Source organism: Streptomyces sp. NBC_01410 (assembly GCF_045040195.1).
In the GTDB taxonomy this organism is placed as follows: Bacteria; Actinomycetota; Actinomycetes; order Streptomycetales; family Streptomycetaceae; genus Streptomyces.
Window position 1 is genome coordinate 7,511,886 of the sequence record NZ_CP109530.1, and the last position, 20,846, is coordinate 7,532,731.

Genomic DNA, 20,846 nt, shown 5'->3' on the forward strand with positions numbered 1-20,846 from the left:
CCTCACCTCCGCTGCAGCGCGGCCTCCGCGGCCGCCGCCCGGAACTGACGGACCGTGGCGCCCCAGCGGAACTGCGCCGCCCGCTGCCCGGCCGCGCGGCCGAGCGCTTCACGCCGCTCGGGGCTGAGCGCCAGCGTGCACCAGGCCGCGGCGAACGAGCTCTCGCCGCGGGCGAGCACACCGGTGACGCCGTCCTCGATCGAGTCTCTGAGCCCTGGCACGTCGAAGCCGATGGCCGGGGTGTACCGGGCCGCCGCCTCGGTCACCACGAGCCCCCAGCCCTCGACGAGCGAGGGGTGCAGCAACACCCAGGCCGCGCACAGCAGCCGGTGTTTCTCCGCCTCCGTGACCCGGCCCGCGAAGGTCACACCGGGCCCGGCGAGAGCTTCCAGCCTGGTCCGTTCCGGTCCGTCACCCACGATGACGAGCCGGCCGCCGGTGACCGGTCTGACCCTCTCCCACAGGCGCAGCAGCAGCTCGATCCGCTTGTACTCGACCAGGCGCCCCACGGCGAGGAACAGCGGCTCGGCGGAGGTCGGGGCGAGCGGTCCCGGCTCCTCGACACCGTTGTGGACGAGCCGGATCCGCTCGCGCGGGACACCGAGGCCGTGGAGCGCGTCGGCGGTCGAGGGGGAGACGGCGACCAGCAGGTTGCCGCTGTGGGCACGGGTCAGTGCCCAGCGTTCGAGCCTTCTGCCCAGCCTGGCGGCCGGGCCGGGGAAACGCTCTCCCCAGATGTCGGTGTGGACATGGTTGACCAGGCAGAGCGTCGGTCCGCTGTGCCACAGCGGGGCGAGGTAGGGCATGCCGTTGCACACCTCGACGAACAGGTCGCAGTCACCGACCTGCCGTTCGAAGGCGCGGCGGGCCCGCAGGAAGTGCCCGGCGTCGCCGCCCGCCGAGACCACGCGGTAGTCGCGGTAGGCGGCGGGACCGCCGCACAGGAGCGTGACCTGGTGGCCGTGAGCGGTGAGCCCGTCGGCAATGCGGTCGATGAGCAGTTCGGAACCGCCCGCGGCCGGGTTGCCGAGGTCGCGTCGGGCGAGGAAGACGATCCGGCGGGGATGCGGGTCAGGGCCGGACTCGGGGTCGTGCCGCGGGGACAGTCGCGGACGGTGGGGGAGTGGCGCGCGCAACGTGGGGGGTACGTGCTGGGGCATTCGAGCTCCAACTCGCCTCGGGGTGCGGGACGGTGGGGAAATGTCGGGTGCGCGAGAGCGGTCGGCGGGGCGGGGTGGGTTGGTAGTGTCCGCCCGCCTGTTCGACGCCGCTACTCACGGTGGTGACAAATTTGGCCCGCTGTGGGCCTGACGCTCCATCACATTGTGCGCATTACTGCGGATTCGGGCGTTCCCGGCCGCGCACGACGAGTACGACACCCACGGCCGCCAGGACGAGCCCGGCCGCTCCCGCACCGATCGGCACGAGTTCTCCCACCGCCCGCAGTCTGCCGCTGTCGGTCTTCGCCAGCGCCACCTGCTCGCGCTGGGTGTCCGGCGTGAACTCCAGCCCGGCGCTGTCCAGCAGAACCACCTTCGCCTCGTCACCACCGGGTGCCCGCAGCGTCTTGCGCGGAGCGATCCTGGCGTTCATGATGCGGCCGGTCCGCCGGTCGACGACCAGCTCGATGCCGTGGTTGGCGTACCACTCCTCGGCATGCACCTGGCCCTGCTTCGGCAGGCCGACCAGCCGCCCCGGTACCTGGCGGGTGCCCGTCCGGGTGTCCTTCACGGAGCCGGTGAAGCGGTAACCCTCGTAGCCCGCGACCTTCTTGGTGCCTTTGAACTCCAGCCGGACCGTGGCTCCCAGCGTGTTGTCCCACCAGAGGTATCCGCGTCTCTGCACGTCGAAGGGGAACTTGAGGTAGGCCTCGCCCTGATACTGCGGCGTCTCCCCGCAGCAGTGCACCGGAGCGTTGGTCCGGCGGTCGGTCACCCAGCGCTCCAGCGTCCACTGGTAGGACCTGCGCGGATCGCGGAATGCCAGCGTGTCCGGGGTGTCGATGGCTGTGGACACGTCCCACACCGCCCGCCCGCTGCGCTCGCTCGCCGCGACATCGCCCAGCACCCGCCGGGTGATGGTGATCGGTTTCCCCTGTACGGGGCTGAGGCTCCCGGTGTCGAAATAGGCGCCGGTGCCGGTGAACACCGTAGTGACATCGACATCGGTCGGGGTGCGTTCGGCGCGCGGCTCGACGTACCAGGCAAGCAGCGGGGCCAGTACGAGCAGAAAGACGCCGGTGCCCAGCAGGACCAGCGACAACGGCGAAGCGGTACGACGCATTCGGGCACTCCCGGACGGTGGGGGAAATCAGGAACGGTGCGCGTCTGTACGGGCCGGGACCGTAGGCGCCCTCTTGACGAAGTGTCAATGCCGCTCACAGACTGGGCAGTCGCCGAGCCGGTGGCCGCGGGGGCGGGGTGCCTTCCGACCGAGAGGCTCGCTGAACCATGCACAGACTGACCGCCGCCGTGCTGACCACCATGGCCGCAGCCGCCCTCGCCGTGGGGGCTGCCTTCGGCATCGTCGCCGCCCTGAACGCCACACCAGAGCAGCCCAATGTGCCTCTCGTCTCCTTCGAGACGGGCCGGCCGACAGCGTCCCCGCAGCCGTAGGGGTGTCCATCAGCGCGAGGGAGGGAACCCATGCCCGTGCGCACGGCCTGGCGGGACGTCCCCCGCGTGCGGGCACGCAGATTCGCCGCCCTGGCCATGGCCGAGGTGCCCGCGCTCGCCCAGGCCATCCTGGGCGAGATCCGCCAGGAGTACCCCGGCCTGCCGCTCGTGGTCGACGAATCGGGCGAGCCCATGGCCCTGATCGGCATCCGCGAGGCGCTGGAGGACTTCGTGGGTCACCTCGTGGTGGAGGAACACCGGTCGCACGGACGCCAGTTGGAGGTCTTCCAGGAGTTCGGCCGCGGCGAGGTGCTGCAGGGCCGCAGCCTGGACTCGCTCCAGGCCATCTACCGGCTCGGCGTGCGGCTCGCGTGGCGGCGCCTCGCCGAGATCGGGCAGCAGGTCGAGATTCCGCCACCGGCCATGTACGAGCTGGTGGAGTCGGGCTTCGAGTATCTCGACGGGCTCGTCGCACAGTCCGTACGCGGCTACGTCGAAGCAGCGGCCCGCCAGGCGGGCGAACGACTGCGGCTGCAGCGGCGGCTGATCAGCCTGCTGCTCAGCGAGCACCGCACCGATCCCACCGATGCCCTCGCCGAGCACGCCGGGCGCATCGGCTGGCCGCTGCCCGAACAGGTCGCCGTCGGAGTACTGCTGCGGCCCGCCCCGGAGTCCGTCGCCCCGGCCGTGGGCCAGGACGTGCTGCTGGACATGGAGTACGAACAGCCGCGCATGGTCGTCCCCGAGCCGCACGCAGCCGGGCGGCCCGAACTCCTGGAGCGCGCGATGACCGGCTGGTCCGGCGCGATGGGGCCGCCGGTTCCGCTCGCCGAGGCCGCCAAGTCGCTGCACTGGGCCTTCGCCGCCGTACGCCTGATGGAGCGCGGGCTGCTCCCGGCCGGCCAGGTGCTCCAGTGCACGGAGCACACCGAGGCGCTGGTCCTGCTCCCGCCGGAGGAGCTGATCGAGGACCTGGCCCGGCGCTGCCTGGCACCGCTCGACCAGTGCGGCCCGGCGCACAGCAGGCGACTCGTCGAGACGCTGCTGGCCTGGCTGGAGACACGCGGCGGCGCCCCCGAGGTGGCGGATCGGCTCGGCGTCCATCCGCAGACCGTGCGCTACCGACTACGCCAGATCCGTGCGCTGCTGGGCGACGAGGTGGACGATCCGGACCGGCGTTTCAAGCTGGAGCTGGTGTTACGGGCCCGACGCCTGCGCGATGCGGGGACGGCGCAGGACGCCGGTGAGCCCCTGCGCGGGCGCCGTTGAACCAGATGATCTACAACGAGGGAGCCGCCGGCGCCGGTCCCAGGGTCGTGGTGCCGGGGGCTGCCCGGTGTCCCAGCCCCGTCCGGTACGCGTCCAGAGCGGCCTCGGTGCGGCCGGCGCGGCGCAGCAGGTCGCCCAGCAGACGGCAGAGATCGGCGAGGTCACCGCTGGCTCCGCTCCGCTCCAGCATGGCGAGCGCCACGACGTAGTGCTCCTCGGCGGCCTCGGTCTCGCCCCGCTCCTCGGCGATCAGCCCGAGCAGCCGGTGCGCGCCGCCGGCGTGCACCGCGCCGTGCCGGTCGCCGAGTTCCAGGAGGGCCGAGAGCAGACCGGCCGCCTCATCGTGCCGCCCCAGCCGCCGCAGTACGTCGGCGAGTTCCACCTCCACCTGGGCGGTGTAGAGCACGGCGCGCTTGGCGGTCAGCATGTCCCTGGCCGTCCGCAGCTCCTTTTCGGCGAGGGCGAGTTCGCCGTTCTGTGCCTGGACGTAACCGCGCATCCAGTGGCAGTGCGCGAGGTCGGTCCGCAGTCTCAGCTGGCGGTAGATCGTCTGGGCCTTGGCGAGCGAGGCGTCGGCGTCCGCGGTGCGTCCTTCGGCCAGGAACGTACGGGCCACCTGCCGGTGCATGCCCGCCACCAGCGCCGGATCGCTGACCTGCGGTGCCAGGGCCAGGGCGAGTTCGGCGGCATGTGCGGCGCGGGCGTGGGCGCCCATGTCCATGTACGGGCCGATGACGGCGGCGTACAGGAGCACCAGCGCCTCGGGGTCGGCGAGGCCGCTGGTGCCGAGCTCGTCGATGGTGGACTCGAGGAGATAGCAGGCGTAGCGCAGCTCCCCGGCGAGCAGGTGCGCGACGGCGCGGCCCCGGATCGCGCGGGCGCGGCGGGGCAGCGGCTCACCGGCCAGGAGCCGTTCCGCCGCCTCGAAGTGCCGTCCCGCATGAGCCAGTTCGCCGGTCTCCAGAGCGCATTCGCCGAGCCCGAGCAGCGCCTCGGCCTGCTCAGGAGCGAGGTCGAGGTGCTCCGCGTCGGTCAGCAGACGGCGGTAGAGGACGGCGGCCTCGTCGGCTGCGCCGGTGGCGAGGTGCTGCTGGGCGTCGGTGAGGGCGAGCCGCAGCTCGGTGGCCACATGGGCGGGCCGTCCGGTGGCCAGTTCCTCGTACGTCGTGCCGAGCCGTTCGGCGAGGAAACGCAGCGCCGTCTCGGAGGGCCGGACCTTGCCGGACTCCAAGGTCGAGACATACGCGGGCGTGTACGAGGGTTCGGCCAACTGCCGTTGCGTCAGCCCGCGTTGGTTACGCAGCCGCTGCACCCGGCGACCGATCTCGTCCGGTTTGTCCATGGGACCCCCTCTGGTTTCCGAACTCCCCAGTATTCAGGGGTCGTAGGCATTGCGCATCTCCTGTGCGCCCCCTAATTTAAGCAGCCAGTTCACCGTACTTAATCGACGACTTAACTTCCTTGACAGGGGGAGGATTTCATGCGTTCAGCACGGGGCAGTGCCCTGGCGGCGGCCGGCGCGGCCGCTGTCCTCGCGGCCGTTCTGGCGGCCGCACCCGGCAGCGCGGCCGCCGATGCGCCGACGCCGGGCAGGAGCGGTGTCGAGGTCGAGATACCCGGGCCGGAGCACGGCGCAGCCGCCGGATCCGGCCACACGCACGTACCGAAGGAGGGCCAAGGCCGGCCGGACTCCCGGCTCTCGGCGGCCGAGGAGGCCGCCGACGGCGAGGTCACCAAGCTGGTGGACAACGGCTCCACCGCCGACCGGCTGGACATCGTCGTCGTCGGGGACGGCTATACCGCCGCCGAGATCGCGCAGTTCCACATTGACGCCAAGGAGAAGTGGGCCGAGGTGGCGGCCGTCGAGCCGTACACGACGTACCAGGGCCTCTTCAACGTCTGGGCGGTCGACGCCGTGTCGAACCAGTCCGGAGTCTCCGGCGACCCCGGTGCTGACACGGTCCGCGACACCGCCCTCGGCTCGTACTTCTGGTGCGACGACATCGAGCGGCTGCTCTGCATCGACCAGGACAAGGTCGACGGCTATGTGGCGAAGGCCCCGGAGGCCGACCTGGTGCTGGTCCTCGCCAACAGCGCCAAGTACGGCGGCGCAGGCTACAACGAGCCGAGCGCGAGCCTCGGCTACGAGGGCATCTCGACCGCATCGGCGGGCAACGACAAGTCCGGACAGGTCGCCATCCACGAGACAGGCCACTCGCTGGGCAAGCTCGCCGACGAGTACTACTACCCCGGTTACCCGGGCTACGAGGAGTACACGGGGGCCGAGCCCACCGAACCCAACATCTCCACCCTGGCCGCCGACGACATGACGGGGCAGGGCGCCAAGTGGCACCGCTGGCTCGGCGAACAGTCGCCCGACGGCGGTACGGTCGGCACGTACGAAGGCGGGGGCTACTACGTCAAGGGGCTGAACCGGCCCACCGACAACTCCTTGATGCGTTCTCTCGGCAAGCCGTTCAACCTGCCCGGTGTCGAGGCGATGATCGCCGGCTTCTACCGCCATGCCAGGGTCGTCACCGCCGTCACTCCCACCGCCGCCACCCTCCGGGCGGGAAACACCGCGAAGATCGCCGTACCCCGGCTGGCAGGCGCGGACGGGCATCAGCTCAGGATCCGCTGGTACCTGGACGGCAGGGAGTTGAGGTTCTTCGAGGGCCGTAAGCAGATACGGGTGTCGGAGCTGGCCCCGCGGCTGATCGACCGGCGCCCGCACTCGCTGTCGGTCACCGCCGAGGACCGTACGGCTTCAGTGCGCGACCCGGAAATCGCCGGGACGCTGAAGTCCACCACCGGCTGGACGATCCGCCTCTGACGTCGAGCGGCTCGCCTCTGGACGGTCCAGGGCCAGTGCCACCAGGGCTTCCGGAGCGCCGGACTGGCCCCGGACTCCGGGGAAGGCGTTGATGTCCACGATCAGCGGGGCGCCGTCCCCCGTCTCGATGATGTCCACGCCGTAGACGTCGAGTTCCAAGACCTCGCCGACCCGGCGCACCAAAGCCGGCCAGCCGGGCGGCAGGTCTTCGCAAGCGAGCGGCAGTGAGGGACCCCGGCCCCCGGGGAGGAGTTCGGAACGGCGCAGTGCGGCGAAGAGCCCGTCTCCGACCGCCCACAGTTTGTGGTCCCAGCCGCTGTTCGGTGCGAACTCCTGGACCACGACCGGCTCCAGGGGGTGCGCGGCGGCCAGCTCCCGCAGTTGTACGTCGCTGTCGAGACGGGCCACCACGTCGTGCCGTCGGCTGTGGCGGCTCTTGACCACCACCGGGCCGGGGAGCCCTGGTCCGGAAGCCAGTTGGGCGAGCGTGGCGAAGGTGCGGGTGGCCGCGAACGGGAGTCCCGCCCGAAGGGCCTTGTGCGCCATTGCCGTACGGTCCTGGCACAGCGCGGTCGCCGCAGCCGAGTTCACCACCGGGGCGCCGCGCCGCTCCAGATCGCGGGCGAGGGCCAGGGCGCGTGGCGTACGTGACTTGAGCAGGTAGACGTCGGCGAGTGGCCCGGGGACTTCCTCCACCGTTCTCGGATCCAGCGTCTCCACCTGATGCAGGGGCGTGAGCAGGGCGGTGGCGGCGGCCAGCAGCGGATGCCCGGGGTCGGGCGTGATCAGGCCGATCCTCATGCGCTCTCGCCCGCCGCCGCGGGAACCTGCACCTGAGCCTGAGCCGGGAGTTGCACGGGATGCGGAAGGGCCGAGTGCAGCACGGCCGTCCCGGAGGACCCGCCCGTGCGGGCCAGCCCGAGCACCGCTCGTGCCACCCGGGCCGCGGCGTCGGGGACCTGACGGAAGCTCGGAAAGTCGTTGACGTCGACGATCACGGGGCCGTCCGGTCCCAGCACCACGTCCACGCCGTACAGATCGAGGCCGTAGACCGCCCCGACCCTGGCGGCTATCGCGGCCACCTCGGCCGACAGCGGCACACGGCGTTCCGGCACCGAGCGGTCCGGGTGGAGCGGGGAGCGGCGCTCGGTCGCGTACAGCTCGCCGCCGACGCAGTACACCTTGACGTCGATGCCCGAGTTGGTCACATACGGCTGGGCGATGAGCATGCCCTCCCCCGCCAGTTCGGGGACCATCGCGGCGAGCCGGTCCGGCGACGGGACCAGGTACACGGCCCGTCCCGAGCTGCCGTCGGCGGGCTTGACCACCAGCGGGTACTGCGACGCCGGTATCTCCGCCAGCAGTTGGGGCCGCGCCGCCGCGTAGGTCGGCGGCAGCGGAAGCCCATGGCTGCGGCCGATCGCCGCGGCCAGCGCCTTGTCCCGTACGCCCCGTATCGCCCGGGCGTCGTTGACGGTCGTCATCCCCGCCGAGGCCGCGGCTTCGAGCAGGGTCAGCCCCGGGCCTCCGGAGACCGTCTTGAGAACCCACGCGTCGTGAGTACCGGCCTGCACCACCTCGGTCATGCGCAGCAGGGAACCGCCGGGCCGCAGCACGTCCACCCGGTGTCCCCAGGAGGTCAGCCTGCGGATCACCTCGATCGGCATGCCGTCGTGCCGGTAGTGCTCCTCCACCAGGAAGCAGAGCCTCATCGACCTTCCCCGTAACCCCCGGACGTCCGCCGATCCCGTCCGGCGAGTTGTGACATCACAGGATGTCATGGACGTCGTGAGGTGATCTCCCCGGCGTCCGCCGGTGCTTCACGCCTCGACGGCGTCCTCGCGCTCGGGCGCGGGTGCGTTGACCTGGAGGGCGGAGAGAACCGCGGCGGTCGCGAGAATGCCAGTACGAGACTCACGTATCCGCTGAAGCGGGAGTTGCCGGTGCGGCGGCCCGCTACGACTTGCGGAGCAGCCCGCCGTACTCGTAGATGCCCTTGTTCTTCTCGGTGGCGCCCAGGTACGGGGCAAGCGCCTCGTGCACCGGGGCGAGGGCCGGCTGGTCGGGGTCCGGGCGCCAGTCGGCGAGGTTGACCAGTCCCGGCTCCACCGGGTCCAGCCCGTCCAGGAAGACGTCGAGTTCGGCAGGGGTGCGGGTCTGCCACGGGATGCCGCTTTCCGAGATGTGCTCGGTCATCTGGGCGCCCCTGGCCGGATCGTCGGAGACGACCTGGGACAGACCCAGATAGCTGCCCGGTGCCGCCTCGTCGATGACGGTCCGCAGTACCCGGCGCGGATCGTCGGCGTCGGTGAGGTGGTGGCCCACGGACAGGAACAGCACCGCAACCGGCTCGCGGAAGTCGATCAGCCGCCGGACCTCGGGGTGGTCGAGTACCGACTGCTGGTCCCGCATGTCGGCCGTGATGACGGTGGTGGAGTCGTCGTCGGCGAGCAGCGCCCGGCCGTGTGCCAGCACGATGGGGTCGATGTCGACATAGACGACGCGGGCGTCCGGTGCGAAGCGCCGGGCGACCTGGTGGACATTGTTGTCGGTCGGCAGGCCGCACCCCATGTCGAGGATCTGGCGGATGCCCGCCTCCTGCGTCAGGTAGCGCACGGCCCGGAAGAGGAACTGGCGGTTCTGCCGCGCGATGTCCACGCACTCGGGGAAGGACGGCAGCGTGGAGAGGAGAAAGGCCCGGTCGACGTCGTAGTTGTCCTTGCCTCCCAGCATCCACCCATAGGCTCGTGCCGAGGTGGGCACGTCGAAGGGTATCGAGGTCGTGCCGGACTGCCTGTCATCGGCCATGCGTGTTCTCCGCCTCTCCGTCCGCGGAGCCCCGCTCCGCCGTGGCGAGACTACCCTCTGCCAGTGTTTGTCATGGCCGGTTCGCGAGGGTCAACTCGCCCGCTGACAAGGGAGATTGGCGTCCGGATCGTACAACTCGGGTATTCCCGCCCTGCGGGGCGCGGCGAAGACCCCGCCCCGGGGCACGGGACGGGGCCATCAGGCCGCTCGTGAAAGCCCGACGAGACGACTCGGCCCGGGTTTGTCCGGTCAGCCCTGGGACTGACCCGACATCGGGGCCGCCGCGTAGACACGGGTCGCGAACTCGGCGATCTGCTCGTCGCTCAGGTTCTTCGCGAGGTTGGCTTCCGTGATCATTCCGACCAGACGGTGACCGCCCTTGACGTCGATCACCGGGAGCCGCCTGATCTGGTGCTCCTCCATGGTCGTCAGGACTTCGGTCGCCTCCGCCTCGGCGTCGATCCAGTGCACCTTGGCATTGAGGGATCCGGCCTGCACGGTCGCCGGGTCGACGCCTTCGGCGCAGCACCTGACGACGATGTCACGGTCGGTGATCAAGCCTGTGAGCTTGTTGTTGTCGCCGCAGATGGGCAGGCAACCGACGTTCAGGTCGCGCATCATCTTCGCCGCGTCGAAGAGCGACTGGTGCGCCCCGACGCACTGCACGCCGCCGGACATGATGTCCCGGGCTCGCAGCTTCTCAGCCATGATTTCCTCCCGTCCTCGAGAGCGTTGTGTCCTCTGCCATCGATCACAACACGAATGGCGCAACACCGCTCCCTGGATGCGCCGGGCTGTCAAGGCTCCAGATGGCTGAATCCCACCTCGAAGCGTTCGACCGAGACAACCCGTTGGCCCTCCCGCTGGGCGACCTGGTCGCGGAGCCGGTTCGCCTGGTCCTCGCTGGCGTACATGGTCTTCTCGTCGTCCCACAAGGTCAGCGATTTGGCTTTACCGGAGGCCCGGTCGACGAGGTAGTACACGCCCCGGAAGCCGGGGGCCTCCCGCACATCTTTGAGAACCGCTTCCCAGTTCGCGGTCAGGTCCCCCTGCGCCGGGACCGGTGAACCCTGGTACGTGCTGAGCCTCACGAACATGGCTGCCAACCCTTCCTGGCCGGCTGCCGGCCGGGGGGCAGGCAGCTCTCCAGGACCAGGGTGCTCCGGCACGCCGCACACCGCACGACGAGCGGCCGCGACCCAGCGTGTACGGCCCGCCGGTCGGGTACCGGCGGGCCTCTGCACATCGGACAACGCGCGCCCGCCCCGCGTCCGGGCTGCAATGGACGGGTGACCAGGGCGAGGCAGATCTGGACGAGGGCGCGGCACGCTCTCGCGTCCGCCGTGCTGGTGACCGTCGTCGCCTGTTCGACCGGGCCGTCCCCCGCGAACCTGGGCGCTGTCACCTCGCCCGGCGCCACCAGGCACCTGACGATCGGTTCCGCGGGCTTCACCGAGAGCGAGCTGCTCGCCCAGATGTACGCGCTGCTCCTCGGCGAGGCCGGATACCGCACCCGGATCCAGTCCGTCCCCAGCCGGGAGATCTACGAGCCGGCGCTGGAGAGCGGCCGGATCGATGTGGTGCCCGAGTACGCCGCCGCCTTCGCCGACTGGCTGAACGCCAAGGTCAACGGTCCCGACGCGGGCACGGCCGGTTCGCCCGATCTCGCAAGGACGATGGCGGCCCTGCGGAAGCTGGCGACACCGCGCGGTCTGACCGTCCTCGACGCGGGCAAGGCCGCCGACCAGTACGCCTTCGCCGTCAGTGCCTCCTTCGCCCGGGAGCTCGGGCTCACAACGCTCAGCGACCTGGGGAAGACCAAGCTGCCCGTACGGCTCGCGGCGGACGAGGAGTGCGTCCAACGTCCTGACTGCGCACCCGGACTGAAGAAGACGTACGGAATCGACATCACGGCGGTCGACCCCCTGGGCGTCGGCACCACCCCTGCCAGACAGGCCGTCCAGAGCGGCCGGGACCAGATGCTGCTCACCACGACCACCGACGCGACGCTCGACGACTTCGGTCTCGTCCCGCTCGCTGACGACAAACACCTGCAGAACGCCGACTACATCGTGCCCGTCGTCAACCGGGCCAGAGCGGGCGGCGAAGGGGTCACGCGCGCACTGGCCAGGCTCAACACCGTACTGACAACGGCCGATCTGGCCCGGCTCAACGAGCAGGTGGACAGCCAGGGTCGGCCGCCGAGGGACGTGGCCAGGAAGTATCTGGAGTCGAAAAAGCTGCTCCCCGAGTCCGGTGGCTGAACGCGGGCGCCCGAGGGACCTAGGCCACCGGACCGGTGTGCAGGCTCTCCAGGCGCCGTTGCAGCACCTGCAGCGCCCCGCGCTGACGGCCCGGAACACTGCGGCGCAGCCGGACCAGCGCGGGCGCGAGCGCCCGCGCCCGGGGCAGGTCCCGGATCTGTTCCCACTGGTGATGAGCGCGGTCGACCGCACCCTCGACATCGGGGTCGTCGGTGGCCTGCCGGCGTGTCAGCCGTGCCTCCGCCGCAGCCATCCACAACTCGCAGCTGAGGGCCGGATCCTGAGCGAGCCGCGCGAGATCGGCCCGGACTTCCAGCCAGTGGATCGCCTGCACCGAACCGGGGCCGTGGGTGCGCAGCTCCCGCTGCTCCCAGGCGGCGGCAGCGGCGGCGGCCTCTGTGTGCCGCCCGGCCCCGGCGGCGGCGAGAATCGCCGGGTGCGGATCCTCGCGAGGCTCCGGAGCACCGGCCGGCCCTGTTGCCTGTACGGGCGGGGGAGTGCCGATCGCCAGCAGCAGGGCCTCCTCATCACCCGCTCGGGCCGCGGCCTGCTCGTGCAGGGTGGCCGGGTCCGGCCGTGCCCCGCTGCGCCAGATCGCCGCGCACGCCTTCAGATAGGCGGGAGTTGCTGCTTCCCGGCTGCGCCGGGGAGCCGGGCAGACGCGCCCGTAGAGACGGATGCCCGGTCCGAGACCGAGGCCGTGCGAAGCGAGGTGCTGCCAGGCATCGGCGTCGGCGACGAGGTCGACGACGACGGTGGTGGTGCCGGGCCGCCGGATCGCCATCTCGGCGGCCAGCCAGTGCCACGGAAGCGCCGTGTAGCGCATGGTCGTCGGCGTGGTCCGGGCGAGGGCGAGATGCAGCAGCCGCTGTTTGCGGTCCAGTTGGAGCTGGCCCGCGATGTAGAGGAACAGCGGTCCCGCCGCGGTCGCCGCCGCCCGGATCCGGGTGAGGACGGTCTGCGGATCGAGGGGATCGGCGAGCTCGACGACCGTCGCCGCCGGGGTTCCGGTGAGCGCGCTGGGCGGGACGGCGGCGAGCGTGGGCAGTACGGAACTCGCGTCCACGAGACGGCCCTTGCCGACCGGGGCGGCCGCGATGAGCAGCGCTGTTCCCGGTTCTGCCGTGTCCCCTTCGTTGATCACCACACGCAGCACCGTAGCCGACGGCAGCTGCGGCCGACGGCGCCCGGCGTCGTGCGGCCCGCCGTCGGCATTCTTGTCATGACCCTTGCAGGGAGGGGTCGGCGCTGCTATTCCATCGGTTAGGAAAGTTTCCTTTCAGTTCTCTGGACAGGCAATGGAGACCCCCATGAGACGGGCACAGTTCTGGTTACGCTCGCTCGGCGGCGTCGGCACAGCCGTCACCGCTCTGCTCCTCGGCCTCACCGGCGCGCCGTCGGCCCCCGCCGCCGAACCACCGGCCGCCGCCGTCATCCACGAAGCCGAGAACGCGGTCGTCTCGCAGGGCGCCGTGGAGTCCAACCACGCCGGATTCACCGGCAGCGGATTCGTCAACTACAACAACCTCTCCGGCAGTTATGTCGAGTGGACGGTCGACGCCGCCCAGGCCGGCGCCGCCTCGCTGACCATCCGCTTCGCCAACGGCACCACGACCAGCCGTCCGATGGACATCACCGTCAACGGCGCCGTCGCCGCCGCGGCCCGCGCCTTCCCCGGCACCGGCGCCTGGACCTCCTGGTCGACGACCACTGTCAACGTCACTCTCAAGGCGGGTGCGAACACCGTCCGGGCCACTGCCACCACCGCCAACGGCGGTCCCAACGTGGACAGCCTCACCACGGACGCGGGCGGCCCCGCCCCCGGCGGCAGGACGCCCGTCGAGATCAACGGACAGCTCAAGGTCTGCGGCACCAAGCTCTGCAACCAGTACGGCAAGCCCATCCAGCTGCGCGGCATGAGCACCCACGGCCTGCAGTGGTACAGCCAGTGCGTGACCTCCGGCTCGCTCGACGCCCTGGCCACCGACTGGAACGCCGACGTCCTGCGCATCTCCATGTACATCCAGGAGGGCGGCTACGAGACCAATCCGCGCAAGTTCACCGACCTGGTCCACTCGATCATCGAACAAGCCACCGCGCGCGGTATGTACGCCATCGTCGACTGGCACATGCTCAGCCCCGGCGACCCGAACCACAACCTCTCCCGCGCCAAGACCTTCTTCACTGAGATCGCTCAGCGCCACGTCGGCAAGAACAACCTGCTGTACGAGATCGCCAACGAGCCCAGCGGCGTGAGCTGGTCGAAGATCAAGAGCTATGCCGAGCAGCTCATCCCGGTGATCCGGCAGCACGACCCGGACACCCCGGTCCTCGTCGGCACCCGCGCCTGGTCCTCCCTCGGTGTCTCCGAGGACTCGGACGAGACCGAAATCGTGAACAACCCGGTCAAGGCGTCCAACATCATGTACACCTTCCACTTCTACGCGGCATCGCACGGCACCGAGTACCTGAGCACCCTCTCCCGTGCCGCCGACAAACTCCCCATGTTCGTCACCGAGTTCGGCACCCAGACCGCATCCGGCGACGGCGGGAACAACTTCACCAGGTCCCAGCAGTACATCGACCTGATGGCGAGCAAGAAGATCAGCTGGTCCAACTGGAACTACTCCGACGACGAACGCTCCGGCGCCGTCTTCAAGGGCGGCACCTGCGACAACAACGGTCCCTGGACCGGCACCGGGCCGCTCAAGCCCGCCGGCGTCTGGGTCCGTGACCGCGCCAGGACCCCGGACGACTTCCCGACGGGCTGACCAGGACTCCCCGTGTCTCCCTGCCCGCTCATGTGGTCCCATGGGCGGGCAGGGACACAGAACAGGAGCACCAGTGACCAGCTATCGCCAGCCGGGAATCGTCCTGACCGACCGGCACTTCACCGTTCCGCTCGACCATGCCGACCCGGCGGGCGAGCAGCTCGACCTGTTCGGCCGCGAGGTCGTCGCGAGCGGACGGTCCGGTGCGGATCTGCCCTGGCTGGTCTATCTGGAGGGCGGCCCCGGCTTCGGAGCCCGCCGCTTCGTCGGCAAGCAGGCATGGCTCGGGTGGGCGGTGCAGGAGTACCGGGTCCTCCTCCTGGACCAGCGCGGCACCGGCCGGTCCTCCCCCTTGAACCGGCAGACCCTGCCCCTGCGCGGCGGGCCCCGGGCCCAGGCCGACCACCTCGCCCTCTTCCGGGCCGACAGCATCGTGCGCGACTGCGAGACCATCCGGCCGCTGCTCACCGGCGGCGCGCCGTGGACCGTGCTCGGCCAGAGCTTCGGCGGATTCTGTGCCACGCACTATCTCTCCACCGCTCCGGAAGGGCTGCGGACCGTACTCGTCACGGGCGGTCTGCCCGCCCTGGACGCCGGTGCCGATGACGTCTACCGCGCCGCGTATCCCCGCATCCAGCGCAAGGTCGAGGCGCACTACGCCCGCTATCCGCAGGACGTGCGCCGGGCGCGACGGATCGCCGAGTACCTCGCCGAGCACAAGACCGAGCTGCCCGGCGGCTATCTGCTCACCCCCGAGGCCTTCCAGTCGCTGGGCATTCTGCTCGGCGGCGGGGACGGCAGCCACCAGCTGCACTATCTGCTGGAGGACGCCTTCGTCCGTACGGGCGCGGGGTACGAACTGTCCGACGCGTTCCAGGAAGCCGTGCTCGGGACCCTCTCGTACGCGGGACATCCGCTGTACGCCGTGCTGCACGAGGCGATCTACGCCCAGGGCGCGGGGCCGACCGCCTGGGCCGCCGAGCGGGTCAGGGCAGAATTCCCGCAGTTCGACGTCGCGACCGCCCTGGACGGGGACGCCCCGCTGCTGTTCACCGGGGAGAGCGTCCACCCCTGGCACTTCGAGGTGGACCCTGCCCTGCGACCGCTGCGCGAGAGCGCCGGACTGCTGGCCGCCCGCACCGACTGGACCCCGCTGTACGACCCGGCACGGCTCGCCGCCAACCGGGTGCCCGTCGCCGCCGCCGTCTATCACGACGACATGTACGTCGATACCGAGCACTCGCTGCGCACCGCCCGTACCATCCGCGGACTGCGCACCTGGGTCACCGACGAGTACGAGCACGACGGGGTGCGGGCGAGCGGGCAGCGGGTGCTCGACCGGCTGCTCTCGCTGGCCCGCGGAGAGGTATGACGCCCGGTCAGCGTCGTATCCTGCCCGCATGAACGAGCCTGCGCCCGAGCAGCTGGAACCCATGCCCGACGACTGGCAGCGCGCGCTGGCCGTCGTCGCGCACCCGGACGACCTCGAGTACGGCTGCGCCGCGGCCGTCGCCGGCTGGACCGACGGCGGACGTGAGGTCTCGTACCTGCTCGCCTCCCGTGGCGAGGCGGGCATCGACACGATGGATCCGGCCACGTGCGCCCCGCTGCGCGAGCAGGAGCAGCGGGCGAGCGCGGCCGTCGTCGGGGTCACCTCCGTGGAGTTCCTGGACCACAGGGACGGTGTCATCGAGTACGGGACCCAGCTGCGCCGGGACATCGCGGCCGCCATCCGCCGCCACCGGCCGGAGCTGGTGATCACCCTCAACCACCGGGACACCTGGGGCGGCACCGCCTGGAACACCCCCGACCACCGCGCGGTCGGCCGGGCCACGCTGGACGCCGCCGCGGACGCCGGAAACCGCTGGATCTTCCCCGAACTCATCGCCGAACAGGGTCTTCAGCCCTGGAACGGGGTGCGCTGGGTGGCGGTCGCGGGCACCACGACGCCCACCCACGCCGTCGACGCGACGCCGGGTCTTGAGCGCTCCGTCCTCTCCCTGCTGGAGCACCGCACCTATATCGAGGTGCTGACGGACCAGGATCCCGAGGAGTACTGCAGGGCCTTTCTGACCGGGTACGCCCAGCAGGCGGCGGCACTCTTCGGCGGCAGGCCCGCCGTGACCTTCGAGCTGTTCGGCCGCTGACACCGGCGGCCGCTTCCGGCTCTGACCGACAGAGGCGTGCACGATCGGCCCGGCCTCGCCCGATTGACAAACGCGCTTGCCGTTTCTGCAATGGACGGCATGGACGACGACGACACACAGCTCGATGCCGTACTCAGCGAGGTGGGCCCCCGGCTCCGCAGGATCAGGCGGGAGCGAGGGGCCACGCTCGGGGCGCTTTCCGAGGTGACCGGGATCTCCGTGAGCACCCTGTCCCGGCTGGAGTCCGGGCGCCGCAGGCCCAGTCTCGAGCTGCTGCTGCCCATCGCCCGGGCGCACCAGGTTCCGCTCGACGAGCTGGTCGGCGCGCCGCCGGTCGGCGATCCGCGGGTGCGGGCCAAGCCCATCGTCCGGCACGGCCGCACGATGCTGCCGCTGACCCGGCAGCCGGGTGGTCTCCAGGCGTACAAGGTGGTCCAGGAGGCGGGTGCCCCGGTGCCCGAGCCTCGGACGCACGAGGGGTACGAATGGCTGTATGTACTGTCCGGCCGGCTCCGGCTGGCGCTCGGTGACCACGACGTGGTGCTGACCGCGGGGGAGGCGGCGGAGTTCGACACCCGTGTGCCGCACGGCTTCGGCCCGGCGGGGGACGCGCCCGTGGAGTTCCTGAGTCTGTTCGGTCCGCAGGGCGAGCGGATGCATGTGCGGGCGAGGCCCAAGCGCGGTTGACGGGGTCTTCCGGAGCGGCAAGCGACCGCTTAGTATGCGACGAGCATGGTACTGCCGACGGTTTGTGGAGGCCCCGAGATGCAGGCATGGCGAGTACACCGGAACGGCGAGCCGAGCGAGGTGATGCGGCTCGAAGAGGTGGACCGGCCGACGCCCGGTGAGGGGCAGCTGCTGCTGAAGGTCCGCGCGGCGAACATCAACTTCCCCGACGCCCTGCTCTGCCGCGGCCAGTACCAGGTGCGGCCCCCGCTGCCCTTCACACCGGGCGTGGAGATCTGCGGCGAGAGTGAGGACGGCCGCCGCCTGATCGCCAACCCCGCACTGCCCAACGGCGGATTCGCCGACTATGTCGTCGCCGACGCCGCGGCCGTGCTGCCCGCCCCCGACGCGCTCGACGACGCCGAGGCGGCCGCCCTGCACATCGGCTACCAGACCGGCTGGTTCGGACTGCACCGCCGCGCGCAGCTCCGGGCGGGCGAGACACTGCTCGTCCATGCGGCGGCCGGCGGCGTCGGCAGCGCGGCCGTCCAGCTCGGCAAGGCGGCCGGCGCCCGCGTCATCGGAGTCGTCGGCGGCGCGGACAAGGCCCGCATCGCGCGGGAGCTCGGCTGCGACGTCGTCATCGACCGCCGCGAGGACGACATCGTCGCCGCGGTCAAGGAGGCCACCGGCGGCCGAGGCGCGAACGTCGTCTACGACCCTGTCGGCGGCGACGCCTACGCCAAGTCGGCCAAGTGCGTCGCCTTCGAGGGCCGGATCGTGATCGTCGGCTTCGCGAGCGGCACGATCCCGAGCCCGGCCCTCAACCACGCCTTGGTGAAGAACTACTCGATCGTCGGCCTGCACTGGGGCCTGTACAACCAGATGGATCCCGTCGCGATCCGCGCCTGTCACGACGAGCTCACCAAGCTCGCCGTGCAGGGCGTGATCAAGCCACTGATCAGCGCACGCGTCGCCATGAAGGATGCGGCGGACGCCGTCCAGCGCGTCGCCGACGGCACGACCACCGGCCGATTGGTCGTCATCCCGGAAGGAGATGCCCGATGACGGACGCCGCCGAACTGCTCGCCCGTACCAAGGAGTTGCTGGCCGCGCATTCGCCGGCGAGCACGGACCGTACGGACTTTCTGAAGGCGCGCTTCGACGCGGGCCTCGCCTGGGTGCACTACCCGAAGGGGCTCGGCGGCCTCGGTGCGCCCCGCACACTCCAGGCCGTCGTGGACGCCGAACTGACCGCCGCGGGCGCACCCGACAACGACCCGCGCCGGATCGGCATCGGCCTCGGCATGGCCGCGCCGACCATCCTCAAGTACGGCTCCGACGAGCTGAAGCAGCGTTTTCTGCGGCCGCTGTGGGTCGGCGAGGAAGTGTGGTGCCAGCTCTTCAGCGAGCCCGGCGCGGGCTCCGACCTCGCCGCGCTCGGCACCCGCGCCGTCCGGGACGGCGACGACTGGATCGTCAACGGGCAGAAGGTGTGGACCTCCAGCGCTCATGTGGCCCGCTGGGCGATCCTCATCGCCCGCACCGACCCCGACCTTCCCAAGCACCGCGGCATCACCTACTTCATCTGCGACATGAGCGACCCCGGTGTCGAGGTGCGCCCGCTGCGCCAGATCACCGGCGAGGCGGAGTTCAACGAGGTCTTCCTGACCGATGTGCGCATCCCCGACGCGCACCGCCTCGGCGAGATCGGCGAGGGCTGGAAGGTCGCCCAGACCACCCTCATGAATGAGCGCGTCTCCATCGGCGGCAGCCGCATCCCGCGCGAGGGCGGCATGATCGGCCCCATCGCGCAGACCTGGCGCGAACGTCCCGAACTGCGCACGCACGATCTGCACCAGCGGCTGCTGACCCTGTGGGTGGACGCCGAGGTGGCCCGGCTGGCCGGCGAACGGCTGCGCCAGCAGCTCGCCGCGGGACAGCCCGGACCCGAGGGCAGCGGAATGAAGCTCGCCTTCGCCCGCCTCAACCAGGAGATCAGCGGCCTGGAGGTCGAACTCCGCGGTGAGGAAGGCCTGTTGTACGACGACTGGACCATGCGCCGCCCCGAACTCGTCGACTTCACCGGGCGTGACGCGGGCTACCGCTATCTGCGCTCCAAGGGCAACTCCATCGAGGGCGGCACCAGCGAAGTGCTGCTGAACATCGTCGCGGAACGGGTACTCGGACTGCCTTCCGAGCCGCGCAACGACAAGGACGTCGCCTGGAAGGATCTCGCGCGATGACTGACCTGCTGTACTCCGAGGCCGAGGACGACCTGCGCGCCGCCGTACGCTCCCTGCTCACCGACCGCAATGACACTCCGTCCGTCCTTGCGCGCGCCGAAGCCGGTGCGCCGTACGACCCCGGACTGTGGAAGGCGCTCGCCGGGGACATGGGCGCGGCCGGGCTGCTCGTGCCCGAGAAGCTCGGCGGCCAGGGCGCGAGCCACCGCGAGGCGGCCGTCGTCCTGGAGGAGCTGGGCCGCGCCGTCGCCCCCGCGCCGTATCTCACGAGCTCGGTCATCGCGACCGAGACGCTGCTGGGGCTCGACGTGGATTCTGCCGAAGTGGCGCAGCTCATCGGCGAGTTGGCGGCAGGCAGGAAGACCGCCGTGCTCGCCGTACCGCTGTCCGCCGCGCCGCACGGTCCGCTCCCCGCCGGTGCCTCCACGATCACGGGGGTCGCGGACGCAGCCGTCGCCGATCTGCTGGTCGTTCCGAGGTCCGACGGGCTGTACGCGGTCGAGACGGCGAGCGTCACGGTCGAGGCGCTGACCCCGCTCGATCTCACCCGCCCGCTCTGCACCGTCACGATCGGCGACACGGCGGGCGGCACACGTCTCGCCGATGCGGCGACCGGCGAGCGGGCCGTACGGCGCGGGCTGCTCGCCGGGGCCGGGCTGCTCGCCTCCGAGCAGCTGGGTCTCGCGGAGTGGTGCCTCGAGGAGACCGTCCGCCACACCCGCGAACGCCACCAGTTCAACCGCCCCATCGGCTCGTTCCAGGCGCTCAAGCACCGTATGGCGCAGCTGTGGCTCGAAGTCGTCTCGGCCCGCGCGGCGGCCCGCAACGCCGCCGACGCGCTGGCCACCGACAGCCCGGAGGCCGCCCTCGCGGTCGCCGTCGCCCAGGCGTACGGCTCGCGGGTCGCCGTCCACGCCGCCGAGGAGTGCGTGCAGTTGCACGCGGGCATCGGCATGACCTGGGAGCACCCGGCGCATCTGTACCTCAAGCGCGCCAAGTCCGACGAGATCGCGCTCGGCACGCCGGGCCGCCACAAGGAGAAACTGGCCGAACTGGTCGACCTCCGGGCTCCGTAGCCCGACCCCGACCCCGACCCCGACCCCGACCCACCCCCGGCCGCCGCGCTGAACCATCAGCGCGGCGGCCGTCGTATGCCACCCGCACTGACGGCCCGTCACCGCTGACGACCCGGTGACGGATGGCCGAACTCTTCGCGCTGCCCTGCCC

General features: G+C 71.1%; 20 protein-coding genes. 11 read left to right on the forward strand and 9 right to left on the reverse strand.

Features of this window, described 5'->3' with window-relative positions:
- Nucleotides 1-2 precede the first annotated feature (2 nt).
- On the reverse strand, nucleotides 3-1,160 hold the full coding sequence (locus OG741_RS34350; RefSeq protein ID WP_405604187.1) for a glycosyltransferase family 4 protein: 1,158 nt from the start codon (nucleotides 1,158-1,160) through the stop codon (nucleotides 3-5).
- A gap of 172 nt (nucleotides 1,161-1,332) precedes the next feature.
- A complete protein-coding gene (locus tag OG741_RS34355; RefSeq protein WP_405604189.1) occupies nucleotides 1,333-2,283 on the reverse strand; it encodes a DUF3068 domain-containing protein in 951 nt (316 codons plus the stop codon).
- A gap of 167 nt (nucleotides 2,284-2,450) precedes the next feature.
- Between OG741_RS34355 and OG741_RS34360 the strand changes: the two genes are divergently transcribed.
- Together OG741_RS34360 and OG741_RS34365 are read left to right on the forward strand one after the other, a co-directional pair.
- Complete coding sequence (locus OG741_RS34360) at nucleotides 2,451-2,615, forward strand: hypothetical protein (RefSeq protein WP_324976191.1); 165 nt, start codon at nucleotides 2,451-2,453, stop codon at nucleotides 2,613-2,615.
- Nucleotides 2,616-2,645: 30 nt separating this feature from the next.
- Nucleotides 2,646-3,884 (forward strand): PucR family transcriptional regulator, encoded by a 1,239-nt coding sequence (locus tag OG741_RS34365; RefSeq protein WP_405604191.1) that lies wholly within the window; start codon nucleotides 2,646-2,648, stop codon nucleotides 3,882-3,884.
- Between the two features lie 10 nt (nucleotides 3,885-3,894).
- On the opposite strand, the gene OG741_RS34370 is transcribed toward OG741_RS34365, so the two are convergent.
- Nucleotides 3,895-5,226 (reverse strand): helix-turn-helix domain-containing protein, encoded by a 1,332-nt coding sequence (locus tag OG741_RS34370; protein ID WP_405604193.1) that lies wholly within the window; start codon nucleotides 5,224-5,226, stop codon nucleotides 3,895-3,897.
- Between the two features lie 138 nt (nucleotides 5,227-5,364).
- Between OG741_RS34370 and OG741_RS34375 the strand changes: the two genes are divergently transcribed.
- Nucleotides 5,365-6,717 carry a M64 family metallopeptidase gene (locus OG741_RS34375; protein WP_405604195.1) on the forward strand — a complete coding sequence of 451 codons (1,353 nt, stop codon included), beginning with the start codon at nucleotides 5,365-5,367 and terminating at the stop codon, nucleotides 6,715-6,717.
- Here the strand turns inward: OG741_RS34375 and OG741_RS34380 are convergent.
- From OG741_RS34380 to OG741_RS34400, 5 genes are all read right to left on the reverse strand, one after another.
- Entirely contained in the window at nucleotides 6,652-7,518 is an 867-nt protein-coding gene (locus OG741_RS34380; protein WP_405604197.1) for a RimK family alpha-L-glutamate ligase, read from the reverse strand. The genes OG741_RS34375 and OG741_RS34380 overlap by 66 nt on opposite strands.
- Nucleotides 7,515-8,429: a RimK family alpha-L-glutamate ligase gene (locus OG741_RS34385; protein WP_405604199.1), complete on the reverse strand. Its 915-nt coding sequence runs from the start codon at nucleotides 8,427-8,429 to the stop codon at nucleotides 7,515-7,517. The genes OG741_RS34380 and OG741_RS34385 overlap by 4 nt, the downstream gene beginning before the upstream one ends.
- Nucleotides 8,430-8,673: 244 nt before the next feature.
- Nucleotides 8,674-9,525, reverse strand: coding sequence for an SAM-dependent methyltransferase (locus OG741_RS34390; RefSeq protein ID WP_405604201.1), 852 nt, complete (start codon nucleotides 9,523-9,525; stop codon nucleotides 8,674-8,676).
- 249 nt (nucleotides 9,526-9,774) lie between these two features.
- Nucleotides 9,775-10,233 (reverse strand): CBS domain-containing protein, encoded by a 459-nt coding sequence (locus tag OG741_RS34395; RefSeq protein WP_266484246.1) that lies wholly within the window; start codon nucleotides 10,231-10,233, stop codon nucleotides 9,775-9,777.
- A gap of 89 nt (nucleotides 10,234-10,322) precedes the next feature.
- Complete coding sequence (locus OG741_RS34400) at nucleotides 10,323-10,622, reverse strand: hypothetical protein (RefSeq protein ID WP_266484248.1); 300 nt, start codon at nucleotides 10,620-10,622, stop codon at nucleotides 10,323-10,325.
- A 210-nt stretch (nucleotides 10,623-10,832) separates the two neighbouring features.
- Between OG741_RS34400 and OG741_RS34405 the strand changes: the two genes are divergently transcribed.
- Nucleotides 10,833-11,789, forward strand: a complete 957-nt coding sequence (locus tag OG741_RS34405) for an ABC transporter substrate-binding protein (RefSeq protein ID WP_405605928.1) — start codon at nucleotides 10,833-10,835, stop codon at nucleotides 11,787-11,789.
- A 19-nt stretch (nucleotides 11,790-11,808) separates the two neighbouring features.
- On the opposite strand, the gene OG741_RS34410 is transcribed toward OG741_RS34405, so the two are convergent.
- Nucleotides 11,809-12,942 carry a hypothetical protein gene (locus tag OG741_RS34410; protein WP_405605930.1) on the reverse strand — a complete coding sequence of 378 codons (1,134 nt, stop codon included), beginning with the start codon at nucleotides 12,940-12,942 and terminating at the stop codon, nucleotides 11,809-11,811.
- A gap of 157 nt (nucleotides 12,943-13,099) precedes the next feature.
- Here OG741_RS34410 and OG741_RS34415 point away from each other — a divergent pair, with 157 nt between their 5' ends.
- From OG741_RS34415 to OG741_RS34445, 7 genes are all read left to right on the forward strand, one after another.
- Nucleotides 13,100-14,560: a cellulase family glycosylhydrolase gene (locus OG741_RS34415; protein WP_405604204.1), complete on the forward strand. Its 1,461-nt coding sequence runs from the start codon at nucleotides 13,100-13,102 to the stop codon at nucleotides 14,558-14,560.
- Between the two features lie 73 nt (nucleotides 14,561-14,633).
- Complete coding sequence (locus OG741_RS34420; protein WP_405604206.1) at nucleotides 14,634-15,932, forward strand: alpha/beta fold hydrolase; 1,299 nt, start codon at nucleotides 14,634-14,636, stop codon at nucleotides 15,930-15,932.
- A 28-nt stretch (nucleotides 15,933-15,960) separates the two neighbouring features.
- On the forward strand, nucleotides 15,961-16,707 hold the full coding sequence (locus tag OG741_RS34425) for a PIG-L deacetylase family protein (RefSeq protein WP_405604208.1): 747 nt from the start codon (nucleotides 15,961-15,963) through the stop codon (nucleotides 16,705-16,707).
- A 99-nt stretch (nucleotides 16,708-16,806) separates the two neighbouring features.
- Nucleotides 16,807-17,394 carry a helix-turn-helix domain-containing protein gene (locus OG741_RS34430; protein ID WP_405604210.1) on the forward strand — a complete coding sequence of 196 codons (588 nt, stop codon included), beginning with the start codon at nucleotides 16,807-16,809 and terminating at the stop codon, nucleotides 17,392-17,394.
- 78 nt (nucleotides 17,395-17,472) lie between these two features.
- A complete protein-coding gene (locus OG741_RS34435) occupies nucleotides 17,473-18,441 on the forward strand; it encodes an NADPH:quinone oxidoreductase family protein (protein ID WP_405604212.1) in 969 nt (322 codons plus the stop codon).
- Complete coding sequence (locus tag OG741_RS34440) at nucleotides 18,438-19,619, forward strand: acyl-CoA dehydrogenase family protein (RefSeq protein ID WP_405604214.1); 1,182 nt, start codon at nucleotides 18,438-18,440, stop codon at nucleotides 19,617-19,619. The genes OG741_RS34435 and OG741_RS34440 overlap by 4 nt, the downstream gene beginning before the upstream one ends.
- Complete coding sequence (locus tag OG741_RS34445; protein ID WP_405604216.1) at nucleotides 19,616-20,695, forward strand: acyl-CoA dehydrogenase family protein; 1,080 nt, start codon at nucleotides 19,616-19,618, stop codon at nucleotides 20,693-20,695. Before OG741_RS34440 ends, OG741_RS34445 begins: the two co-directional genes overlap by 4 nt.
- Nucleotides 20,696-20,846 lie beyond the last annotated feature (151 nt).